Genomic DNA, 19,891 nt, shown 5'->3' with positions numbered 1-19,891 from the left:
GCGAGCGGCCCCGGGATCGTCAGCCGCGAACGAGAATGTTGCGGAACTGCCAGGGATCGCTCGTGTCGATGTCGTCCGGGAACAGGCCTGGCCGGCCGTCGAGGGGCGTCCAGTCGGTGTAGTAGCCCTTGACCGGGCCGAGATAGGGCAGCTGGATCTCGAGGCAGCGGTCGACATCCATCTCCTCGACCTCGACGATGCCGGCATTCGGGTTCTCCAGCGCCCAGACCATGCCGGCCAGCACGGCGGAGGTCACCTGCAGCCCGGTCGCGCTCTGGTAGGGGGCGAGCGCCCGCGTCTCCTGGATGTCGAGCTGGGAGCCGAACCAGTAAGCGCCCTTCTCGTGGCCGTATAGCAGCACGCCGAGCTCGTCGACGCCGTCGACGATCTCGCTCTCCTCGAGGATGTGATGCTCGGTCTGCGGGCGGCCGGCATTGCCGAACATCTCGTGCAGCGAGAGCACGGCATCGTTCGGCGGATGGTAGGCGTAGTGGCAGGTCGGCCGGTAGACGGCTTTGCCGCTCTCATCGCGCACGGTGAAGTAGTCGGCGATCGAGATCGACTCGTTGTGCGTGACGAGGAAGCCGTATTGCGGGCCGGGCGTCGGGCACCAGCTCCGCACCTTGGTCTCGGCGCCGGGCTGCATCAGGTAGATCGCCGCCTGCGAGCCGGTCTCGTGGGTGCGGGCATTCTCCGGCATCCACTTCTCATGCGTGCCCCAACCAAGTTCGGACGGCTGCAATCCCTCGGAGATGAAACCCTCCACCGACCAGGTGTTCACGAAGACATTCGGTGGCTTGGGGTTCTTCGAGCGCTGCGTGTCGCGCTCGGCGATATGGATGCCCTTGACGCCGACGCGTTGCGCCAGCGCCGCCCACTCCTCGCGCGTTGTCGGCTGTGTCGCGTTGAGGCGCATGTCGGCGGCGAGGTTCGTCAGCGCGCGTTTGGCGAGCCATGACGCCATGCCGGGATTGGCGCCGCAGCAGGAGACGGCGGTCGGCGAGCCCGGGGCGCGGGCGCGCTTGGCGTCGAGGGTCATCTCGCGCAGCGCGTAGTTCGACCGCTCGCCGGGACCCTTGCTCTCGTCGAAATAGAAGCCGAGCCAGGGCTCGTTGACGGTGTCGATGTAGAGGGCGTTCAGGCTCGAGCAGAATTCCATGATGTCGCGCGAGCCGGTGTCGCAGGACAGGTTCACGCAGAAGCCCTGACCGCCGCCGGCGGTGAGCAGGGGTTCGAGGATTTCTTTGTAGTTCGCAGGCGTCAGGGCTTCGTGGATGAAGCGAATGCCGCGCTCGTCGAGAAGGTGCCGGTTCTCGTCATCGGGCGCGATGACCACGAAGCGGCTCTTGTCGTACTCGAAATGGCGCTCGATCATCGGCAGCGTGCCCCGGCCGATGGAGCCGAACCCGATCATCACGATGGGACCGGTGATGCGGCCGTAGACAGGCCATTCGGTCGGTGTGCCATTTGTCACGGCGCGGTCACTCCTCAACGGTTCGCCTCTCGATGAAGGCGATGTCCTTGCTCATGGGAAATGACGTGCGGATGACGCTTGATCCCCTCTAGGTCAACCTGCTGCGCCATGAGATTCTTGCAGAAGTGTGAAGCTCGTCGGATCGCGATATGCTTCCACTGCAATGCGGACGAGAGTCAGGCTGTCTGACGAGCGTTTGATGACCCCTTATATTGCGCTGCAACAAGGGCGCAGAGCGGGATGTTCCCGCGAGGCGATCCCAAGGGGAAGTCCACATGCTTAGTCTCGTTGCCGCCAAGGAATTCAGGCCCGAATTCGATGCTCTCGACACGGATCCGGGCATCCTGAGCCTGATCGCCGCCTTCGCTCGCTTCACGGCGCGCCAGACGGCTTCGACGGTTCGTTCGATCAAGACCTTCAATCAGCGCGTGAAGGCCGCGGAGGCTTTCAGCTCTTCCACCGCGTGGCCGTACTACGATCGGTCGCGCTGAGCCCCGTCGCGGTTTCGGGCGGGTTGAGCCGCTTGGCCGCCACAGGAGAGCGCGTCGGTGCTCGGATCTCCTGACGCCACGTAGACCGTGGACGGGAAGTCGTCCTCGACGTTGGTGACCTAGTCAGGCGGCCTGTCGTCGCGCGTCCGCCACCAAAGTCTCGGCCGCGAAGGCCGGGATTGGCTCGAAGGCGCCGGTGGCGTGCAGAACGCCGCTCGCGCCGCTGAGTGCTCCGGGCTCCAGTTCGAGCCCGAGCAGGCGCTCGCGTTCAAACGGACCGGGCATGTAGAGGCCGGCAGCCTTGTCCCCCGAGAAGCCGAAGCGGGCATAGTAAGGCGCATCGCCCATCAGCAGTACGGCGCCGTGTCCGAGCTTCTGCGCGCGGCCCAGCGCAGCCTGCATCAAACTGCCGCCGAGGCCGCAGCCCTGGATCGAGGGATCGACCGCGAGCGGGCCGAGCAGCAGGGCAGGGCGGCCGCGGCCAGCCTCGACATGCCACAGGCGCACGGTGCCGACGAGGCGGCCGTCAGCATCCTCGGCACTGAGGCTCAGGCCGTCGGCCGGCAGGCGGCCTTCGCGCAGGCGCTGCGACGTCTTTGCGTATCGGCTTTCGCCGAAGCAGATGTCGAGAAGGCGCTCGCGGGCGCCGACATCGGATGCGGTTTCGTGGCGGATCAGGATCACGGCCAACCCCTCCTTTTTGGGTCGTTCAGCCGGGAAGATCAGCCCTCGCACCGGCCGCGTGCGGCCAGCCGTCCGGGTACTGGGTGGGTCTAAGCGTGAGCAGATGAAGGGACGCTGAAGCGGCTCGGGTTTTCGGGCCGCTTCCCCTTGTCAGATCACAATCTGCTCGAGCGGGGGAAAGCCGTTGAAGGCCACTGCCGCGTAGGTCGTCGTGTAGGCGCCGGCGCCGTCGATCCAGACCTTGTCGCCGATCGCGAGGGAGACCGGCAGCGGGTAGTGGTTCTTCTCGTAGAGCACGTCGACCGAGTCGCAGGTCGGTCCGGCGACCACGCAGGGGGCCATGCGGTCCTCGTCGTGGTCGGTGCGGATCGCATAGCGGATCGACTCGTCCATGGTCTCGGCGAGGCCACCGAACTTGCCGATGTCGAGGTAGACCCATCGAACCTCGTCTTCGGCCTCGGACTTCTTCGAGACCAGCACCACCTCGGCCTCGATCATCCCGGCATTGCCGACCAGGCCGCGGCCCGGCTCGATGATCGTCTCGGGGATCTGGTTGCCGAAATGCTTGGTCAACGCCCGGAAAATCGCGTCGCCGTAGGTCTCCACGCCCGGCACCTGCTTCAGGTACTTGGTCGGGAAGCCGCCACCGAGATTGACCATCGACAGGCCGATGCCGCGCTGGGCGCACTCGCGGAAGATCATGGAAGCAGAGGCGAGCGCTCCGTCCCAGGCCTCCGTGTTGGCCTGCTGCGACCCGACATGGAACGACACGCCGTAGGCCTGCAGGCCCTGACGGTGCGCGTGCTCCAGCACGTTCACCGCCATCTCGGGCTCGCAGCCGAACTTGCGCGAGAGTGGCCAGTCGGCGCCGGCTCCGTCGCACAGGATGCGGCAGAAGACCTGGACATCGGCCGCGTCTATGCCGGCCTCGCCAGCGGCCCGGGCGATCTTGTCGGCCTCGTCCTGGCAGTCGACGGCGAAGAGGCGCACGCCGAGCTTGAGGGCGCGGACGATGTCGCGCTCCTTCTTGATGGTGTTGCCGTAGGAGATCCGGTCCGCGGTGGCGCCGGCGGCGAGCACCATCTGCATCTCGGCGACCGAGGCCGTATCGAAACAGGAGCCCATCTCGGCGAGCAGGCTGAGCACTTCCGGCGCCGGGTTCGCCTTCACCGCGTAGAACACACGGGTGTCGGGCAGCGCGCGGGCGAAGGCGGAGAAATTGTCGCGAACGACGTCGAGGTCGAGCACCATCACCGGGCCCTCGTCCTGTCCGAGGTCGCGGCGTGCGCGCAGGTAGTCGCGGATGCGATCGGTCATGGTCGTCCCCACCACACAGGTTCGCGAGCGCCCTTTCGCGGGGCGCGCTGTCGAAATCTGACGATCCTCGCGGACCGCCGGCGTCAGGGGGCGATGCGTCGCGCGCGAGGGCGTGCTGTGGAGACACGGTCCTGCGAGCGGGCGCAGAGCACCCGGATGCTGCCGTGGATTGGTAGGGGGAACCCCAACCGCACGCCGGGCAAGGAGAAACAAGCCTCTTCGGTGTCGGCCTTTGGAGGGCCGACGAGACCAAAAAAGCCCGTTCGTCGTTGCTTTAAGCTGCGTCCCCCGTGGAGAGCGGGGTTCGCCGGTTTCGCCTCCGGCTGCCGGTTGTTGTCGGGGTCCGGTGTTGCCACCTGGATTGCCGGCCGTAGGGATCCACCCTTGCGACCATCGATCCTAAGACCCCTGGCGGCTGTCCGGCAGTTGACCGGATGCCCACCAACCGACACGCGGCCACAGGCACGTGCGAAATTGGGCAAGGCGGCATATACGGATGGTCGGTCCCGACGACAACCGAAGATAGCCGGCAATTGCGCGGATTCGTTGGATGAATCGGCCCTCGTGGCGAAAAAGCCGCAGCTGCCGAGCATCGCCCTTTCCAAGCGCAGCGCGACAGGCCATTGAACCAGCCTTCGCTGCGGCGCAGGAGTTCACGCCACTTGGTGCATTACGTGACGCAGTGCCGATGACCGGGCCATCCCGCCGCTCCGTCCTCGCGGGGCTCGCCGCTGCCGGTCTCGCCGGTCCCGCCGAAGCGGGCGAGGGCTTCGGGTTCGAGACCGTTGAGCAGCAGGCCAAGGCGCTGGCGCAAGCTCCGTTCGACGCCACGGTGCCAGCCATTCCAGCCGCCCTCGCGGCGCTCGATTACGACGACTGGCGCGATATCAGATTCAAGCCGGACAAGGCCTTCCTGGGCGAAGATGGCGGGCCGTTCCGGCTGCAGCTCTTCCACCGCGGATTCCTGTATCCGCGCCCCGTTGCCGTGAACCTCGTGCGCAACGGCGTGGCGAGCCCGATCGCTTACAACCCGGAACTGTTCGACTTCGGAAAAAACGCGCTTGCCGAGCCATTGCCGGCCGATCTCGGCTTCGCCGGCATCCGGATCCATTACCCGCTCAACAAGCCGAACCTGCTCGACGAACTGATCGTCTTCCTCGGCGCGAGCTATTATCGGTTTCTCGGCCGCGACCAACTCTACGGCTTGTCGGCCCGCGGCATTGCGCTCGGCACGGACGGCGACAAAGAAGAGTTCCCGAGCTTTCGCTCATTCTGGATCGAGGTGCCGGGTAAGGATTCCGACGCGCTCACCATTCACGCTCTGCTCGATGGGCCTTCGCTCACCGGCGCCTTTCGCTTCAGCGTACTTCCAAGCGAGGCCAGTGTGGTCGGCGTGATTTCCACTTTGTATCCACGCCGCTCGCTCGATCAGGTCGGGATTGCGCCGTTGACTTCGATGTTCTTCATCGGTGAGGCCGAACGCGGCCATGTCGACGATTATCGGCCGGAACTGCACGATTCCGACGGACTGCAGATCGCGGCTGGCTCTGGCGAGTGGCTCTGGCGTCCTCTCGACAATCCGAAGGCGCGCCGGGTCTCTTCGTTCAGCGACCGCAACCCAAAGGGGTTCGGGCTGATGCAGCGCGACCGCGCCTTCGAGGACTACCAGGACCTTGAAGCGGGCTACGAGCGCCGGCCGAGCTATTTCGTCGAGACGGAAGGCGCCTGGAGCGAAGGCAAAGTGGTGATGGTCGAGCTGCCGACGGACAACGAGACCGCCGACAACATCGTCGCCTTCTGGCGGCCAGCGAAGCCTTACGCGCCAGGCGAGCCGGTGCGCTTGGCCTATCGCGTGCGCTCTACCCTGGACGGGGCCCTGCATCCCAATGCCCGCGTGCTGAACACCTTCGTCGCCAAAAGCGCCGCGAGCGGTGCGGCCCGACAGACCCAGACCGATCTTGCAGCGCGCCTGAAGCAGCGCTTCCTCGTCGACTTCACCGGCGGCGATCTCGGGCATTACCTGCCCGATCCTGCGGCCATCGAGGTGGTGGCGAGCGCGACGGTCGGTACGATCACGGCGACGTCGATCACGCCGAACCCGCATATCCGCGGCTTTCGCGCGGCAGTCGACGTCGCCCTCGATGCGCCGGGCGCGACGGAGCTGCGCGCCTATCTGCGCTCCGGCGGCAGAGCCTTGTCCGAGACGTGGTCCTACCCCTGGACTGCGGCATGAGCGTCGCAACTGCCAAACCAGTGATGGCTTTCTCTGCCTTGGTGCGCCTCGCCGGTCTCGCCGACCTCGACGCGCTCGTCGCGCTGGAGAACGCCTCCTTCGTCGACGAACGTCAGACCCGGCGCGCCATCAGGTACTCGCTCGGCTCGCCGACCATGAGCGTGCTCGCCGCCGTCATCGAAGACCTGGCCGGCGAGATGCTGGTCGGCGCGGCGACGCTGGAGCGCCGGCGCAAAGGCCGGATCGCACGGGTCGCCTCGCTTGCGGTGCTGTCCACCCGTTCTGGCTACGGGATCGGCGGCCTTCTGCTCGATGCGGCGGAGACCGAGGCCGTGGCCCACGGCTGCTCGGTGCTGCGGCTCGAGGTGCGCTTCGACAATTGGAGCGCCATCCGCCTCTACGAGCGGCACGGCTACACGCACTACACGACCAAGGAAGACTACTATCAGGATGGGTCGTCGGCACTCTGCTACGAGAAGACACTGACGGCATCGTCGTGACGCCAGGGTTCCCAGCGCAGGTGCGCTACCGCACAAGGCAATCCCTTGCGCTGGGACGAGCCAAGCCGCTCGGGGGTGGCGTGATCGTCCTCGGTGCCCATCTCACCCGTCGAGGTGGCGAACCCGCCGGCCGGCTCATGCCGTGCGCGGCCCGACCGATCGCTCAAGGACCTTCATGCCTTCACTTTTCGATCCGATCCGTCTCGGTGCGCTGGAGCTGCCGAACCGCATCCTGATGGCGCCGCTGACCCGGGGCCGCGGTACCCGCCAGCATGTGCCGACGCCGCTCATGGCTGATTACTACGCCCAACGCGCCGGCGCCGGACTGATCATCACTGAGGCCACCGGCATCAGCCAGGAAGGGCTCGGCTGGCCTTACGCGCCCGGCATCTGGAATCAGCCTCAGGTCGAGGCCTGGAAGCCGATCATCAAGGCGGTCCATGACCGTGGCGGCCGCATCGTCTGCCAGCTCTGGCACATGGGCTATCTCGTCCATTCCGACTTCCTCGGTGGCGAGAAGCCCGTATCGTCCTCTGTCGCGACGGCGCCCAGCGAGGCCTACACCTACGAGGGCAAGAAGCCCTACGGCGAGGCGCGCCCGCTCGACGAAAACGAGATCCCGCGGATCCTCTCTGACTACGAGAACGCGGCAAAGAATGCGGTCGCCGCCGGCTTCGACGGCGTGCAGATCCACTCGGCCAACGGCTACCTGCTCGACGAATTCCTGCGTGACGGCATCAACAAGCGCACCGACCGCTACGGCGGCTCCATCGAGAATCGCGTGCGGCTCGTGACCAAGGTCGCCCAGACCGTGGCGGGCGTGGTCGGCGCCGACCGCACCGGCATCCGCTTCTCGCCGAACGGCCCGGTCCAGGGCGTCGACGATTCCAATCCCGAGCCGCTCTTCGCGCTGGCCGCCGAGATGATGGCCCGCGTCGGCCTCGCCTATATCGAGCTGCGCGAGCCCGGCCCGAACGGCACCTTCGGCAAGGCGACTGTCCCGCCGGTGGCCCCCGCCATCAAAAAGGCCTTCGGTGGCCCGGTGATCCTCAACTGCGACTACGACGGCGCGAAGGCCGAGGCCGCAGTGGAAAGCGGCGAGGCCGACGCCATCGCCTTCGGGCGGCCTTTCATCGCCAATCCCGACCTGCCAGAGCGGCTCGCCAAGCGCGCCCCGCTCAACAAGGACGCGATGGCGACCTGGTACAGCCAGGGACCGGAAGGCTATGTCGACTATCCGACGCTCGACGGCGCCAAGGCGGCCTGATCGACGCGCGCATGAATGGCGACGAGCCCGCTCACCGTTACCGGCTCGTCGTCTTCGATTTCGACGGAACGCTCGCGGATACCTACGACTGGTTCGCGAGCGTCATCAACGACGTAGCCGACCGCTACAATTTTCGCCGCGCGCAGGAGCACGAGGCAGAGCTGCTGCGCGGCATGGATGCGCGCGGCGTGATGAGTCACCTCGGCATCCCCTCCTGGAAGCTGCCCTTCATCGCCCGACACATGCACCGGCTCGCCGCCCGCGACGTGGCCTCCATTCGGCTGTTCCCGGGGATCGAGGCGATGCTTGTGGAGCTCGATGCTGCGGGCTTCGTGCTGGCAGTGGTCAGTTCCAATACCGAGGACAACATCCGGAAAGTGCTCGGTCCGGCGCTTGCGGGGCGGTTCCTGCACTATGCCTGCGGGGCCTCCGTCTTCGGCAAGGCGAAGCGACTGCGTGCAGTGATGAAGGCGGCGCGGGTTAGGCCGTCCGAGACATTGGCCATCGGCGACGAGATCCGCGACGGCGATGCCGCCGAACGGGCTGGCTGCGACTACGCCTCCGTCTCCTGGGGCTACACAAGGGCCGAGGCGCTGGCCGCGCGGAAGCCGATTGTCGTGTTCGAGATGCCGATAGAGATCACGGCACTTCTGAACGAGAAACCAGCGCCGTTGCGAGCGTAGCGAAGCGAGGACGGATGGGGGCGATCAGCCATCGCCCCCGCTTGTCTTATTGCCCGCGGGTCGCGCCAGGCACGATCGAGGTGCCCGAGCCGGAGCCGAAGGGCTCGTAGCGGGTCAAGCCGCGGAAGAGCTGGCCGAGGAAGGCGCGGTCTGCGCCGCTGGACGCAGTCTTGCGCTCGATGAAATCGAAGATGCGCCCGTCCTGCAGGCCGTAGAGCGCTGTACGCTCCACCTTCATGCCGCCGTTGAAATAGACGGCCGTAACCTTCTGGTCCTCGACGCTCTCGCCCATGAACAGGACGGTGCGGTGAGAGGTCTGCGAGATGTAGTACCAGCTCTTGTTGCCGACCGTGGACACGGTGGAGGGTGAGCCGAGGATCTGCAGCACCTGCTCGGCGCTCATGCCGGGCCGCACAGTAGCCAGGGCAGCCTGGTCGACGACGTAGCCGTGTCGGATATCTTCGCCGATGCAGCCGGACAAGCCGAGGCCGAGCACAGCGAGCACGCTTACGCGCGCAAGCGACGAGACGAGACGGCGCGACATCGAAGCCCCTTAATCCCTGACCGGAGGCCCACGGCGCGATTTGCTCGCACTCTTCGGGCTTGCACCTGGAACGGGGGTTGCCGTACCGCGGGGTTATGGCTTTGACAAGGCAAGCTTGGTCGCAGGCATTTTCCTTTCGGTGGATCTGATGATCCTGGGTTTCTTTCGTCGCGCGGAGTCGCGCAAACGCCTCATCGTAGGCTTGCACCGGCATATCGACCGGGCCGCACGTGCGCCCGGCCTCTACCGCGCGCTGCACGTCCCCGACACGGTGGAGGGCCGGTTCGAGGCGGTGTGCCTGCACGTCTACCTCGTGCTGCGGCGCCTGCGGCAATTGCCGCCCCCGGCCGAGGACGTGGCGCAGGATCTCGTCAATGCGGTCTTCGCTCAATTCGACGCGTCCTTGCGCGAGCTCGGCGTCGGCGATGTCGGCGTCCCGAAGCGCATGAAGAAGCTGGGCTCGGCCTTCTACGGACGGGCCGGCGGCTACGATTCCGGCCTCGATGCCGGCGACCATGGCGCGCTTGCATTGGCCCTCGGCCGCAACGTGCTCGGCGATGCGGATGGTAAGCGGGCCGGGCCGCTGGCCGAGTACGTCATCGCTGCGGATGCCGCATTGGCCTGCGCCAGCCTCGATGATCTCCTGGGGCAGGGCCCTCGGTTCCCTCAAGCAGACGATCGATCGATCCCCGCGAGAGCAGAGTCATGACGAAAGCCTCCGTGGGCCCGCTGAGCCGCCCAACCCGTGTCGACCGTCTGATCGGTGCCCGCCCAGCTACCGTGGAGGTCGAAGCAACGCCCGAGGAATGCGTCGCCCTGGCAAGGGACTTCAGGATCCCTGCGATCCGCGATCTCAAGGGGACCTTTCGGCTCACCGGGACCTTGGCGAGGCTCAGCGTCGCCGGGATGGTCGAAGCTGTTGTCACCCAGGTCTGTACGGTGACGCTCGAACCCTTCGAAGCGCCACTGACCTCGGAGGTCGAAGTCGACTTCTCGGACGGCGCCGAGTCCCTTGGGGCCGATCCCGATTCCATCGACGTGCCCGATCCGATCGTGAATGGTCAGATCGATTTCGGTGCGCTCACCGCCGAGGCCGTCGCCCTCGGCCTCGATCCGTTTCCGAGGATCCCCGGGGCAGAGTTCGAGACGGTCACGGTGGGCGACGACGAAAGCCCCTTCGCGGTGCTGAAGAAGCCTCCCGCGAACGACGTTTGACCGCGAAGGAGACCTCGGCAGGCCAGAATTCGTTTGCCCCACGCCCGCCGATCGTTATTTTCCGCGCGTTCGGCGCGCCCTATGTCGCCTTCACGTTTCTCTCCATCGCCTCTCGCGAGGGAGCCCTCCGCGACAGGCGTTGATTCCAGGACAAATGTCGAACCGCGTTTGCATCTCGCTCGACGCCATGGGTGGCGATCACGGACCCTCGACCGTCGTGCCCGGTGCGGCCATCGCCCGTGAGCGGCATCCCGAGACCACCTTCCTGATGTTCGGTGACGAGGCGATCGTGCGCCCGCTCGTCGATGCCGAGCCGCGCCTTGCTGGCGCCGTCGAGATCCGCCACACGACCGTGTCCATCGCCATGGACGAGAAGCCGAGTCAGGCGGTGCGCACCGGCCGCGGCAAGTCGTCGATGTGGCGGGCGATCCAGGCGGTGAAGGACGGGGAGGCCCAGGCTGCCGTCTCCGCCGGCAATACCGGCGCGCTGATGGCGATGTCGAAGATCTGCCTCAAGACCATGGCCGGTATCGAGCGCCCGGCCATCGCTTGCCTGTGGCCGACCGTGCGCGGCGAGAGCGTCGTGCTCGATGTCGGCGCCACCATCGGCACGGATGCCGAGCATCTCGTCGAGATGGCGGTGATGGGCTCGGCCATGGCCCGCATCGTCCTCGACATCGAGAAGCCCACCGTGGGCCTGCTCAACGTCGGCACCGAGGAGATGAAGGGCAACGAGGCGGTGAAGGAGGCGGCTCGCCTGCTTCGCGAGACCGAGCTGTCGAACTTTTCATACTTCGGTTTCGTCGAGGGCACGGACCTCGGCAAGGGAACGACAGACGTCGTCGTCACCGAAGGCTTCACCGGAAACATCGCCCTGAAGACCGCCGAGGGGACGGCCAAGCAGATCGGCTCATATCTGCGTTCGGCGATGAGCCGCACGCTATCGGCGAAAATCGGCTACTTCTTCGCTCGCTCCGCTTTCGCGGCTTTGCGCGAAAAGATGAATCCGAGCCGTGCCAATGGTGGCGTGTTTCTCGGGCTGGAGGGCATCGTCATCAAGAGCCACGGTTCCGAGAATGCGCAAGGTTTCGCCGCCGCCGTAGACCTCGCGCACGACATGGCCCGTTACGACCTGATGCGCACCACGCGAGAGATGCTGGAACACACGCCGGCAGTGGCGCCGGTATGATATGTCTGGCGCCGGAAGGACTGACCCGATGACGACCCTGCGTTCCGTGGTCGTCGGCTGCGGCTCCCACTTGCCCGCCAATGTCGTGACCAATGCCGATCTCTCGGAGCGGATGGAAACGTCCGACGAGTGGATCGTCCAGCGCACCGGCATCCGGCAGCGCCACATCGCGCAACCTGACGAGACCACTGCGGTGCTCGGCGCCCGCGCCGCACGCGCTGCTCTGGAGGATGCTGGCCTGTCCGGTGCCGACATCGACCTCGTGATCTGCGCGACATCGACGCCAGACAACACCTTTCCCTCCACCGCGACGCAGATCCAGGCAGCGCTAGGCATCGAGACGGGATTTGCCTTCGATCAGCAGGCGGTCTGCGCGGGTTTCGTCTACGCTGTCGCCACAGCCGACAGCCTGCTCCGGACCGGCGCCGCCAAGCGCGCGCTGATTGTCGGTGCCGAGACGTTTTCGCGGATCGTCGATTGGGAAGACCGCACCACTTGTGTGCTGTTCGGCGACGGCGCCGGCGCCATCGTGCTGGAAGCCCGCGAAGGGTCGGGCACGACGGATGACCGCGGCGTCCTTGCGAGCCGCCTGCGCTCTGACGGCCGCCACCGCTCCAAGCTCTATGTCGATGGCGGTCCCGGCTCGACCGGCACGGTCGGCAAGCTGCGTATGGAAGGGAAGGAAGTCTTCCGCTTTGCGGTCGGCTCTGTCACCGACGTGATCGCCGATGCGTTCACAATGTCGGGAACGACAGCCGACGACCTGAACTGGTTCGTGCCACACCAAGCCAACCGCCGTATCATCGAGGCTTCCGCCGACAAGCTCGGCATTGCACGTGAGAAGGTGGTGTTGACCGTCGACCGGCACGGCAACACCTCGGCGGCCTCGATCCCGCTCGCTCTCGACGCCGCCCGCAAGGACGGCCGCATCCGAGATGGGGATCTCGTGATGATCGAGGCGATCGGCGGTGGCTTCGCATGGGGCGCCGCGCTGATCCGCTGGTGACGTTTTTGTTGCAGTCCAGAGTCAGGCCAGTCGACAGCCTCGGTTGACCGGGCCCAGCGGGCAGATTAGCGTTAGCGATCATAAACATACGCCACGAACGACGAATCGCTCGGAGGGGGAAACATGACGGGAAAGACGGTCACACGCGCCGATTTGAGCGAGGCCGTCTACCAGCAGGTCGGCCTGTCCCGCGCGGAGTCCGCGGCCCTGGTCGAGACCGTTCTGGCCGAGATCTGCAACACGCTGTCAGAAGGCAAAACCGTAAAGCTGTCTTCGTTCGGCTCGTTCCTGGTCCGTTCGAAGGGTAAGCGCGTCGGCCGTAACCCGAAGACCGGCGTCGAGGTCGAGATCGAGCCCCGCCAGGTCATGGTGTTCAAGCCTTCGAACGTGCTGAAGGCCCGCATCAACGGTCTAAACGGCGTCGTCGAGGACGACGAGTGAGATCGTCTGCCTCGCCGTAAGCCATCCATTCGCAACCGTTAGGGTTTCGCCATGGCGCTCGCCGTGCTTGCCGCATCCGACACCGATGAGGACGCTCGGAAGGCCGAAAAGCGGCCCGGCGCATTCCGTACGATCAGCGAAGTTGCCGAAGACGTCGGGGTGCACCAGCACGTCCTGCGATTCTGGGAAGGCCGTTTCGCACAAATCCGGCCGCTCAAGCGCGCCGGAGGACGGCGCTTCTATCGTCCGGACGACATCGACCTCATCAAGGGTATCCAGCGCCTGCTGCATGGGCACGGCTACACCATCAAGGGCGCCCAGCGTGTCCTGAAGGATAACGGCGTCCGCTTCGTGCAGGCGATCGGCCGCGGAGAAGCCGAGGTTGGCAAGCCCTCACTCCAGGATCGAGAGACGGACGGCGAGCCTGAGATGATGGAGGCCGCGACCGAAGTCGATGCCATCCTGCATGATGTTCTCGGCGAGTTGCGGGCCTGCCGCGAAGCGCTAGCGTCCTTGCGCCCCGACCTCTGACCCTCGGTTTTCTTCGTGGCGCCCGGCATCCAACTCTCGGAGCGCGAACTTTGAGGCTGGCTCGGCGTTGAGGCGCCATGGCCGAGCAGCGTCAACCGAGATCGCCGACCCAGGAACTGATCGCCCGCGTCTTGCGGATCGTGCGCGCATCGCCAGACGCCGCCACCGAGATGCTCGAATTGATGTTCCTGGTCAGCCAGATCGAGGCGCTGACCACGGTCGACCGTGAGTACCGCGACGCGCGGCGCGTGATTAGCCGCCTGCGCAACCCGCTTTGGGACATGGGGCCAGCTGATCGGGAGCAACTGCTCAAGGCCGCTGAGACCATTCGAAAAGCCTGTAATCTCAAGGAAAAAGATATTCCTGTCACGCCCATCGCTGATCTCGGCGAGCGCGAGAGGGTCGAGCGCCATCTCGTTGCGGCACTCGGCAAGGATTTCGACGCGGCGCAGATTGCCCGAGTCACCGGAGCCGTTGCTGCTGCGCTGCAGCATTAATGCCCGACTGCGAAGCCTCGACGGCGCGCGCTGTCATCCCCACATCGGCCGTGTCTCACCAGCCCTCTCGTTTTCCGGATGGTCCGGCGGACGGCAGGACACGGAGGAAACTGCATGATCGCCGCCCGTCTTCTCGCCGCAGTTCTGGCCGCCGGCCTCGCCTGCGCCGCCCCGGCCCATGCCCAGACCGTGACGACCCGCAGCGAGACGGCTGCGCCGGGCAAGGTCAAGCGCCTGGTCATCAGTCCGAACCTGAAGAAGGATTGCTCCACCGGTCCCTTGCCGGAAATTAAGATCGTGACCGCGCCGAAGAACGGCCAGCTCCAGACGAAGAGCGGCAAGCTGAAAACGCCGTCGAGCTATCGCTGCCCCAGCAAGGAAGCTCAGGCGGCTGCTGTGTTCTACAAGAGTAGAAGCGATTTCTCCGGCACCGATCAGGTCCTGATCGATGTGAAGACCGCAGACGGTGTCGTCGAGCGTCAGGACATCCGCATCACGGTCGAGGCCGCCAAGGCGGATGATAAAAAGGCTGACGACAAGAAATCGGATGCCAAGAAGGACGAGAAAAAGGACGACAAAGACCTCTCCGATCTCTGAACAAGAGAGCCGTCTTCCTTTCGTCGGCATCCTTATTGCGTCGCACCAAGAGTTCTGGCGCCATGCGAGGCGCACTCGACTCGGCTAGGCCCACAAAAGGGCGCGGCCGAGCACGAGAACTGCTGCAATCCTGCAATAGTGTTACCCGTTTCACACGCCTCGACTGCATGACGTGGGCGCTGCGACAAAACCGATAATGTCCGTTGCATCCAGACCGGGACAGGATGAAGCTGTCCTGAGTTTGATGGGGGTGTCCGAATGCCGACGCACTCGACGAGCGACCTGTTCCAGAGTTTTGCCCGTGGATATGAGGCACGCCGGGACACGGAGATGTCTCTCTCCGAATACCTGGAGGCATGCCGCGACGAACCGCTGATGTATGCCAGCGCTGCGGAGCGGATCCTCGACGCAATCGGTAAGCCGGAGATGGTCGACACGGCGCGGGACTCGCGTCTCGGCCGGGTCTTCATGAACCGGACGATCCGGGTCTACCCGGCCTTTTCCGAATTCTACGGCATGGAAGAGACGATCGAGAGGATCGTCTCGTTCTTCCGCCACGCGGCGCAGGGCCTCGAAGAGCGCAAGCAGATTCTCTACCTGCTCGGCCCGGTCGGCGGCGGAAAGTCGTCCCTCGCCGAGCGTCTCAAGGCGCTGATGGAGGTCCATCCCGTCTACGTGCTCAAGGCCGGCGACGAGGTCTCCCCGGTCTTCGAGAGCCCGCTTGGGCTGTTCGATCCGGAAGCGATGGGCAAGGAGATCGAGGATCGTTTCGGTATCCCGCGCCGCCGCCTCACCGGTCTGATGAGCCCCTGGGCGCTCAAGCGGCTCGACGAGTTCGACGGCGACATCTCTCGGTTCAAGGTGATCAAGGTGCGCCCATCGCGCCTGCGCCAGATCGCCATCGCCAAGACCGAGCCGGGTGACGAGAACAACCAGGACATCTCCTCGCTCGTCGGCAAAGTCGACATCCGCCGCCTGGAGACGCTCTCGCAGGCCGACCCGGATGCCTACAGCTACTCCGGCGGTCTCAACCGGGCGAACCAGGGCGTTCTCGAATTCGTCGAGATGTTCAAGGCCCCGATCAAGATGCTGCACCCGCTGCTGACGGCGACGCAGGAGGGCAATTACGTCGGCACCGAGAATATCGGCGCGATCCCCTTCACCGGCGTGATCCTGGCGCACTCGAACGAGGCCGAGTGGCAGTCATTCAAGACCAACAAGAACAACGAAGCCTTCATCGACCGCATCTACGTGATCAAGGTCCCGTACTGCCTGCGTGTCCAGGAAGAGCAGCGCATCTACGAGAAGCTGATCTCGCGATCAGAGCTGTCGGAAGCCGCCTGCGCGCCCGGCACTTTCGAGATGTTGGCTCGGTTCTCGGTGCTGTCGCGCCTTCGCGAGCACGCAAATTCGAACCTGTTCTCGAAGATGCGGGTCTATGACGGCGAGAGCCTGCGCGAGGTCGATCCCCGCGCCCGCTCGATGCAGGAATACAAGGACACCGCCGGTGTCGACGAGGGCATGGACGGGATCTCGACTCGCTTCGCTTTCAAGGTGCTCGCGGCGACCTTCAACCACGACACCACCGAGGTCTCGGCCGATCCGGTGCATCTGATGTACGTGCTGGAACAGGCGATCAAGCGCGAGCAACTGCCGCCTGAATCCGAGAAGCGCTACATGGAGTTCATTAAGACTGAACTGGCGCCGCGCTACGCAGAGTTCATCGGTCACGAGATCCAGAAAGCCTATCTGGAGAGCTATCACGACTACGGCCAGAACCTCTTTGACCGCTACATCGACTACGCTGATGCCTGGATCGAAGATCAGGACTTCAAGGACACTGAGACAGGCCAGCTCCTCAATCGCGAACTCCTCAATCAGGAACTCACCAAGGTCGAGAAACCGGCCGGCATCGCAAATCCGAAGGATTTTCGGAACGAGGTGGTCAAGTTCGCGCTGCGCTCGCGGGCGCAGCACGGCGGGCACAACCCGTCCTGGACAAGCTATGAAAAGCTGCGCGAAGTCATCGAGCGGCGCATGTTCTCCCAGGTGGAGGAACTGTTGCCGGTGATCTCCTTCGGCTCCAAGAAGGACGGCGAGACGGAGAAGAAGCACGGCGAGTTCGTCGAACGCATGACGGCGCGGGGCTATACGGAGCGACAGGTCCGGCGGCTCGTGGAATGGTACATGCGGGTCAAGCAGGCGGGCTGAGGCGGGGTCTCCACCACGCCCCCGCTCCACTGCCGCCGCACTTCCGTACGGTTGTCCGGGTTTCTGTCCGGAAAGGTTTGAGGACGAGGCGCTTAGCGAGACACGATGCACATCGTCGACCGTCGGCTCAATCCCGGGGGCAAGAGCCTCCCGAACCGTCAGCGCTTCCTGCGTCGCGTCAAGGACATGGCCCAACGCGCGGTGCGGGAATCCGCCCGTGAGAAGGACATCAAGGATCTCGGCAAGGATGGCCGAATCTCGGTGCCCGCCGACGGGGTGCGAGAGCCGCGCTTCAGCCGCCAGCCGGGCACCGGCCTGCAGGACTACATCATCCCCGGCAACAAGACCTACGTCGAAGGCGATCGCATCGAGCGGCCGCCGGGCGGCAGCGGCGCCGGGGGCTCGGGTGAGGGCGGCGATGGCGGCGAGAACTCGGAAGACGCCTTCCATTTCGCGCTGACACGCGACGAGTTCCTCGAGCTATTCCTGGACGATCTCGAGCTGCCCGATCTCGCCAAGCGCCGTCTCTCCATCGTCGAGACGGAAGGTTTGCGAAGGGCCGGCTACACCGTCAGCGGCTCGCCCGCGAACCTCGCCCTGACGCGCACGCTCCGCAACTCGATGTCCCGGCGCATCGCCCTCAAGCGTCCCAAGCTGGAGGAGTTCGCGGCGCTCGAAGCGCAGATCGCAGCAGTCAGCGAATTCGATCCGATCCTGCCAGAGCTCAAGCTCAAGCTCGAAGCGCTGCGCGAGCGCTCGAAGCGCATCCCTTATGTCGATCCGCTAGACCTGCGTTTCCGCCGCTTCGAGCCCTATCCGCGCCCGATCGCGCAGGCGGTGATGTTCTGCCTGATGGACGTGTCCGGCTCGATGACCGAGCACATGAAGGACCTCGCCAAGAGGTTTTACATCCTGCTGCACATCTTCCTGACGCGCCGATACAAGCACGTCGAGATCGTCTTCATCCGCCATACGGACAAGGCGACCGAGGTAGACGAGGAGACCTTCTTCGGCTCCCGCGAGACCGGCGGCACGCTGGTCTCCTCGGCGCTCGTCGAGATGAAGCGTGTCATCACCGAGCGCTACGACCCGAACGACTGGAACATCTACGCGGCGCAGGCCTCGGATGGCGACAACGTCTCCTCCGACGGCCCGACATCGACGGAGCTGCTTCGCGCCCACATCCTGCCGGCCTGCCAGCACTTCGCCTATCTCGAGGTCGGCGACGAGAACGGTCCGCGCGCCGGTTTCGTCGAGCACCGCACAACGTTGTGGCGCACATACGAGGCGCTCGCGAAGTCCGGGGAGCCGCTCGCCATGCGCAAGGTCAACCACCGGCGCGACATTTATCCGGTGTTCCGCGAACTGTTCGGTCCCAAGGATGCGCGTCAGAGCGCGGAAGCCTGAGAGGATGGTCTGAATGACCGCAGGCCTGATGTCCAAGACGTCCAAGCCGGTCGCGAAGGCGGCCGAGCCGCTCTTCACGGGCAATGACTGGGATTTCGACACCATCCGCCGCATCCACGATGCCTGTGAGGTCGAGGCGACGGCGCTTGGCCTGTCCTGGTATCCGAACCAGATCGAGATCATCACGGCCGAGCAAATGCTCGATGCCTATGCCTCGATCGGAATGCCGCTGTTCTACAAGCACTGGTCCTTCGGCAAGCATTTCGCCCAGCAGGAGGCGAGCTACCGGCGCGGCCATATGGGGCTCGCCTACGAGATCGTCATCAACTCCGATCCGTGCATCTCCTACGTGATGGAGGAGAACTCGGCGACGATGCAGACGCTCGTCATCGCGCATGCCGCCTTCGGCCATAACCACTTCTTCAAGAACAACTATCTGTTCCGGCAATGGACGGATGCCGAGGGCATCCTCGACTATCTCGACTTTGCCAAGGCCTATATCTCGCGCTGCGAAGAGCGCTACGGTCATACCGCCGTCGAGCAGGTGCTGGATGCCGCGCATGCCCTGATGAGCCAGGGTGTTCATCGCTACCCGCGCAAGAAGCGCCCGGACCTTGCCTCTGAACAGCGCCGCGAGCGCGAGCGCCAGGAGCACGGTGAGCAGATCTTCAACGACCTCTGGCGGACCCTGCCGGCCAAAGCCGATGCCGCGAAGGGCGACGCCGCCCTCGACCGCCGTCGTGCCCTGCTGGAGCTGCCGCAGGAGAACATCCTCTATTTCCTGGAGAAGGTCGCTCCGCGCCTGCGGCCCTGGCAGCGCGAGATCCTGCGCATCGTCCGGCTCGTGGCGCAGTACTTCTACCCGCAGCGCCAGACCAAGGTGATGAACGAGGGCTGCGCCACCTATTGCCACTACCGGATCATGAACGCCCTCTCCGAGAAGGGCTTGATCGGCGATGCGGCCTATCTCGAATTCCTGACCTCGCACACGAACGTCATACGCCAGCCGAACTTCGACGACCGAAGCTTCGGCGGCCACAATCCCTACGCACTGGGTTTCGCGATGATGCAGGACATCCAGCGCATCGTGGAGCAGCCGACCGAGGAGGACCGCTCCTGGTTCCCGGACATCGCCGGCACCGGCGATGCCATGAGCGTGCTGCGCAATTGCTGGGAAAACTATCGCGACGAGAGTTTCATCGCGCAGTTCCTGTCACCGAAGCTCATGCGCGACATGCGCTTGTTCCACGTCGTCGACGATCCCGACGAACCGGACCTGCGGGTCGAAGCGATCCACGACGAGCGCGGCTATCGCAAGATGCGCCGATCTTTCGCTCGCCAGTACGACGTGGCCTGGCTCGATCCGGATATCGAGGTGGTCGACGTCGACCTCGAAGGCGACCGGAAGTTGATCGTCCATCACAAGGCGCTAAACCGCATCACCCTTCAGAAGGACGATGCCCGGCGCGTTCTGCAGCATCTCGCCGACCTCTGGGGCTACGATGCCGTGCTGAAGGAAGTCGATCCGGCTACCGGCTCGGTCTTGGTCGAGCATACGGCGAGCGCGCGGCCGATCTTTTTTTAGACGTGTCGCGTCGCATGCG

The 19,891-nt window shown here is 65.0% G+C and carries 20 protein-coding genes; 16 read left to right on the top strand and 4 right to left on the bottom strand.

Features of this window, described 5'->3' with window-relative positions; all coding sequences use genetic code 11:
• Positions 1-19: 19 nt before the first annotated feature.
• Entirely contained in the window at positions 20-1,414 is a 1,395-nt protein-coding gene (locus tag HCU64_RS01100) for a homospermidine synthase (protein ID WP_233382864.1), read from the bottom strand.
• Between the two features lie 335 nt (positions 1,415-1,749).
• Here HCU64_RS01100 and HCU64_RS01095 point away from each other — a divergent pair, with 335 nt between their 5' ends.
• Positions 1,750-1,965 carry a hypothetical protein gene (locus tag HCU64_RS01095; RefSeq protein ID WP_233381952.1) on the top strand — a complete coding sequence of 72 codons (216 nt, stop codon included), beginning with the start codon at positions 1,750-1,752 and terminating at the stop codon, positions 1,963-1,965.
• A gap of 123 nt (positions 1,966-2,088) precedes the next feature.
• On the opposite strand, the gene HCU64_RS01090 is transcribed toward HCU64_RS01095, so the two are convergent.
• The gene (locus tag HCU64_RS01090; RefSeq protein ID WP_233381951.1) at positions 2,089-2,649 is read right to left on the bottom strand and encodes a GNAT family N-acetyltransferase; all 561 of its coding nucleotides are present in this window, start codon (positions 2,647-2,649) and stop codon (positions 2,089-2,091) included.
• A gap of 150 nt (positions 2,650-2,799) precedes the next feature.
• Positions 2,800-3,966, bottom strand: coding sequence for a type III PLP-dependent enzyme (locus HCU64_RS01085; RefSeq protein ID WP_233381950.1), 1,167 nt, complete (start codon positions 3,964-3,966; stop codon positions 2,800-2,802).
• Positions 3,967-4,654: 688 nt separating this feature from the next.
• Between HCU64_RS01085 and HCU64_RS01080 the strand changes: the two genes are divergently transcribed.
• The 4 genes from HCU64_RS01080 to HCU64_RS01065 all read left to right on the top strand — a co-directional run bounded on the left by HCU64_RS01080 (position 4,655) and on the right by HCU64_RS01065 (position 8,649).
• The gene (locus HCU64_RS01080) at positions 4,655-6,199 is read left to right on the top strand and encodes a glucan biosynthesis protein G (RefSeq protein ID WP_233381949.1); all 1,545 of its coding nucleotides are present in this window, start codon (positions 4,655-4,657) and stop codon (positions 6,197-6,199) included.
• On the top strand, positions 6,196-6,699 hold the full coding sequence (locus HCU64_RS01075) for a GNAT family N-acetyltransferase (protein WP_233381948.1): 504 nt from the start codon (positions 6,196-6,198) through the stop codon (positions 6,697-6,699). Before HCU64_RS01080 ends, HCU64_RS01075 begins: the two co-directional genes overlap by 4 nt.
• A 175-nt stretch (positions 6,700-6,874) precedes the next feature.
• On the top strand, positions 6,875-7,966 hold the full coding sequence (locus HCU64_RS01070; protein ID WP_233381947.1) for an alkene reductase: 1,092 nt from the start codon (positions 6,875-6,877) through the stop codon (positions 7,964-7,966).
• A gap of 11 nt (positions 7,967-7,977) precedes the next feature.
• Entirely contained in the window at positions 7,978-8,649 is a 672-nt protein-coding gene (locus HCU64_RS01065; RefSeq protein WP_233381946.1) for an HAD hydrolase-like protein, read from the top strand.
• Positions 8,650-8,695: 46 nt separating this feature from the next.
• Here HCU64_RS01065 and HCU64_RS01060 read toward each other — a convergent pair whose 3' ends face one another.
• Positions 8,696-9,193, bottom strand: a complete 498-nt coding sequence (locus HCU64_RS01060) for an outer membrane protein assembly factor BamE (RefSeq protein ID WP_233381945.1) — start codon at positions 9,191-9,193, stop codon at positions 8,696-8,698.
• 148 nt (positions 9,194-9,341) lie between these two features.
• Between HCU64_RS01060 and HCU64_RS01055 the strand changes: the two genes are divergently transcribed.
• The 11 genes from HCU64_RS01055 to HCU64_RS01005 all read left to right on the top strand — a co-directional run bounded on the left by HCU64_RS01055 (position 9,342) and on the right by HCU64_RS01005 (position 19,872).
• Entirely contained in the window at positions 9,342-9,902 is a 561-nt protein-coding gene (locus tag HCU64_RS01055) for a ubiquinol-cytochrome C chaperone family protein (RefSeq protein ID WP_233381944.1), read from the top strand.
• Entirely contained in the window at positions 9,899-10,408 is a 510-nt protein-coding gene (locus HCU64_RS01050; RefSeq protein WP_233381943.1) for a YceD family protein, read from the top strand. Before HCU64_RS01055 ends, HCU64_RS01050 begins: the two co-directional genes overlap by 4 nt.
• A 154-nt stretch (positions 10,409-10,562) precedes the next feature.
• A complete protein-coding gene (gene plsX / locus HCU64_RS01045) occupies positions 10,563-11,597 on the top strand; it encodes a phosphate acyltransferase PlsX (protein ID WP_233381942.1) in 1,035 nt (344 codons plus the stop codon).
• Positions 11,598-11,625: 28 nt separating this feature from the next.
• Positions 11,626-12,603 carry a beta-ketoacyl-ACP synthase III gene (locus HCU64_RS01040; RefSeq protein ID WP_233381941.1) on the top strand — a complete coding sequence of 326 codons (978 nt, stop codon included), beginning with the start codon at positions 11,626-11,628 and terminating at the stop codon, positions 12,601-12,603.
• A 123-nt stretch (positions 12,604-12,726) separates the two neighbouring features.
• On the top strand, positions 12,727-13,044 hold the full coding sequence (locus HCU64_RS01035) for an integration host factor subunit alpha (protein WP_183508168.1): 318 nt from the start codon (positions 12,727-12,729) through the stop codon (positions 13,042-13,044).
• Between the two features lie 51 nt (positions 13,045-13,095).
• On the top strand, positions 13,096-13,575 hold the full coding sequence (locus tag HCU64_RS01030) for a MerR family transcriptional regulator (RefSeq protein ID WP_233381940.1): 480 nt from the start codon (positions 13,096-13,098) through the stop codon (positions 13,573-13,575).
• A gap of 77 nt (positions 13,576-13,652) precedes the next feature.
• Complete coding sequence (locus tag HCU64_RS01025) at positions 13,653-14,072, top strand: hypothetical protein (RefSeq protein WP_233381939.1); 420 nt, start codon at positions 13,653-13,655, stop codon at positions 14,070-14,072.
• A 114-nt stretch (positions 14,073-14,186) separates the two neighbouring features.
• On the top strand, positions 14,187-14,669 hold the full coding sequence (locus HCU64_RS01020) for a 4-aminobutyrate aminotransferase (RefSeq protein WP_233381938.1): 483 nt from the start codon (positions 14,187-14,189) through the stop codon (positions 14,667-14,669).
• A gap of 258 nt (positions 14,670-14,927) precedes the next feature.
• On the top strand, positions 14,928-16,880 hold the full coding sequence (locus HCU64_RS01015; RefSeq protein WP_233381937.1) for a PrkA family serine protein kinase: 1,953 nt from the start codon (positions 14,928-14,930) through the stop codon (positions 16,878-16,880).
• A 105-nt stretch (positions 16,881-16,985) separates the two neighbouring features.
• The gene (locus tag HCU64_RS01010; RefSeq protein ID WP_233381936.1) at positions 16,986-18,287 is read left to right on the top strand and encodes a YeaH/YhbH family protein; all 1,302 of its coding nucleotides are present in this window, start codon (positions 16,986-16,988) and stop codon (positions 18,285-18,287) included.
• A gap of 13 nt (positions 18,288-18,300) precedes the next feature.
• Complete coding sequence (locus HCU64_RS01005; RefSeq protein WP_233381935.1) at positions 18,301-19,872, top strand: SpoVR family protein; 1,572 nt, start codon at positions 18,301-18,303, stop codon at positions 19,870-19,872.
• Positions 19,873-19,891: the final 19 nt, after the last annotated feature.

Origin of the sequence: Methylobacterium sp. C25, assembly GCF_021352225.1 — a bacterium.
Taxonomy (GTDB): domain Bacteria; phylum Pseudomonadota; class Alphaproteobacteria; order Rhizobiales; family Beijerinckiaceae; genus Methylobacterium.
The sequence above is the reverse complement of the archived record's forward strand: the minus strand, read 5'-3'. Positions and strand labels throughout refer to the sequence as shown.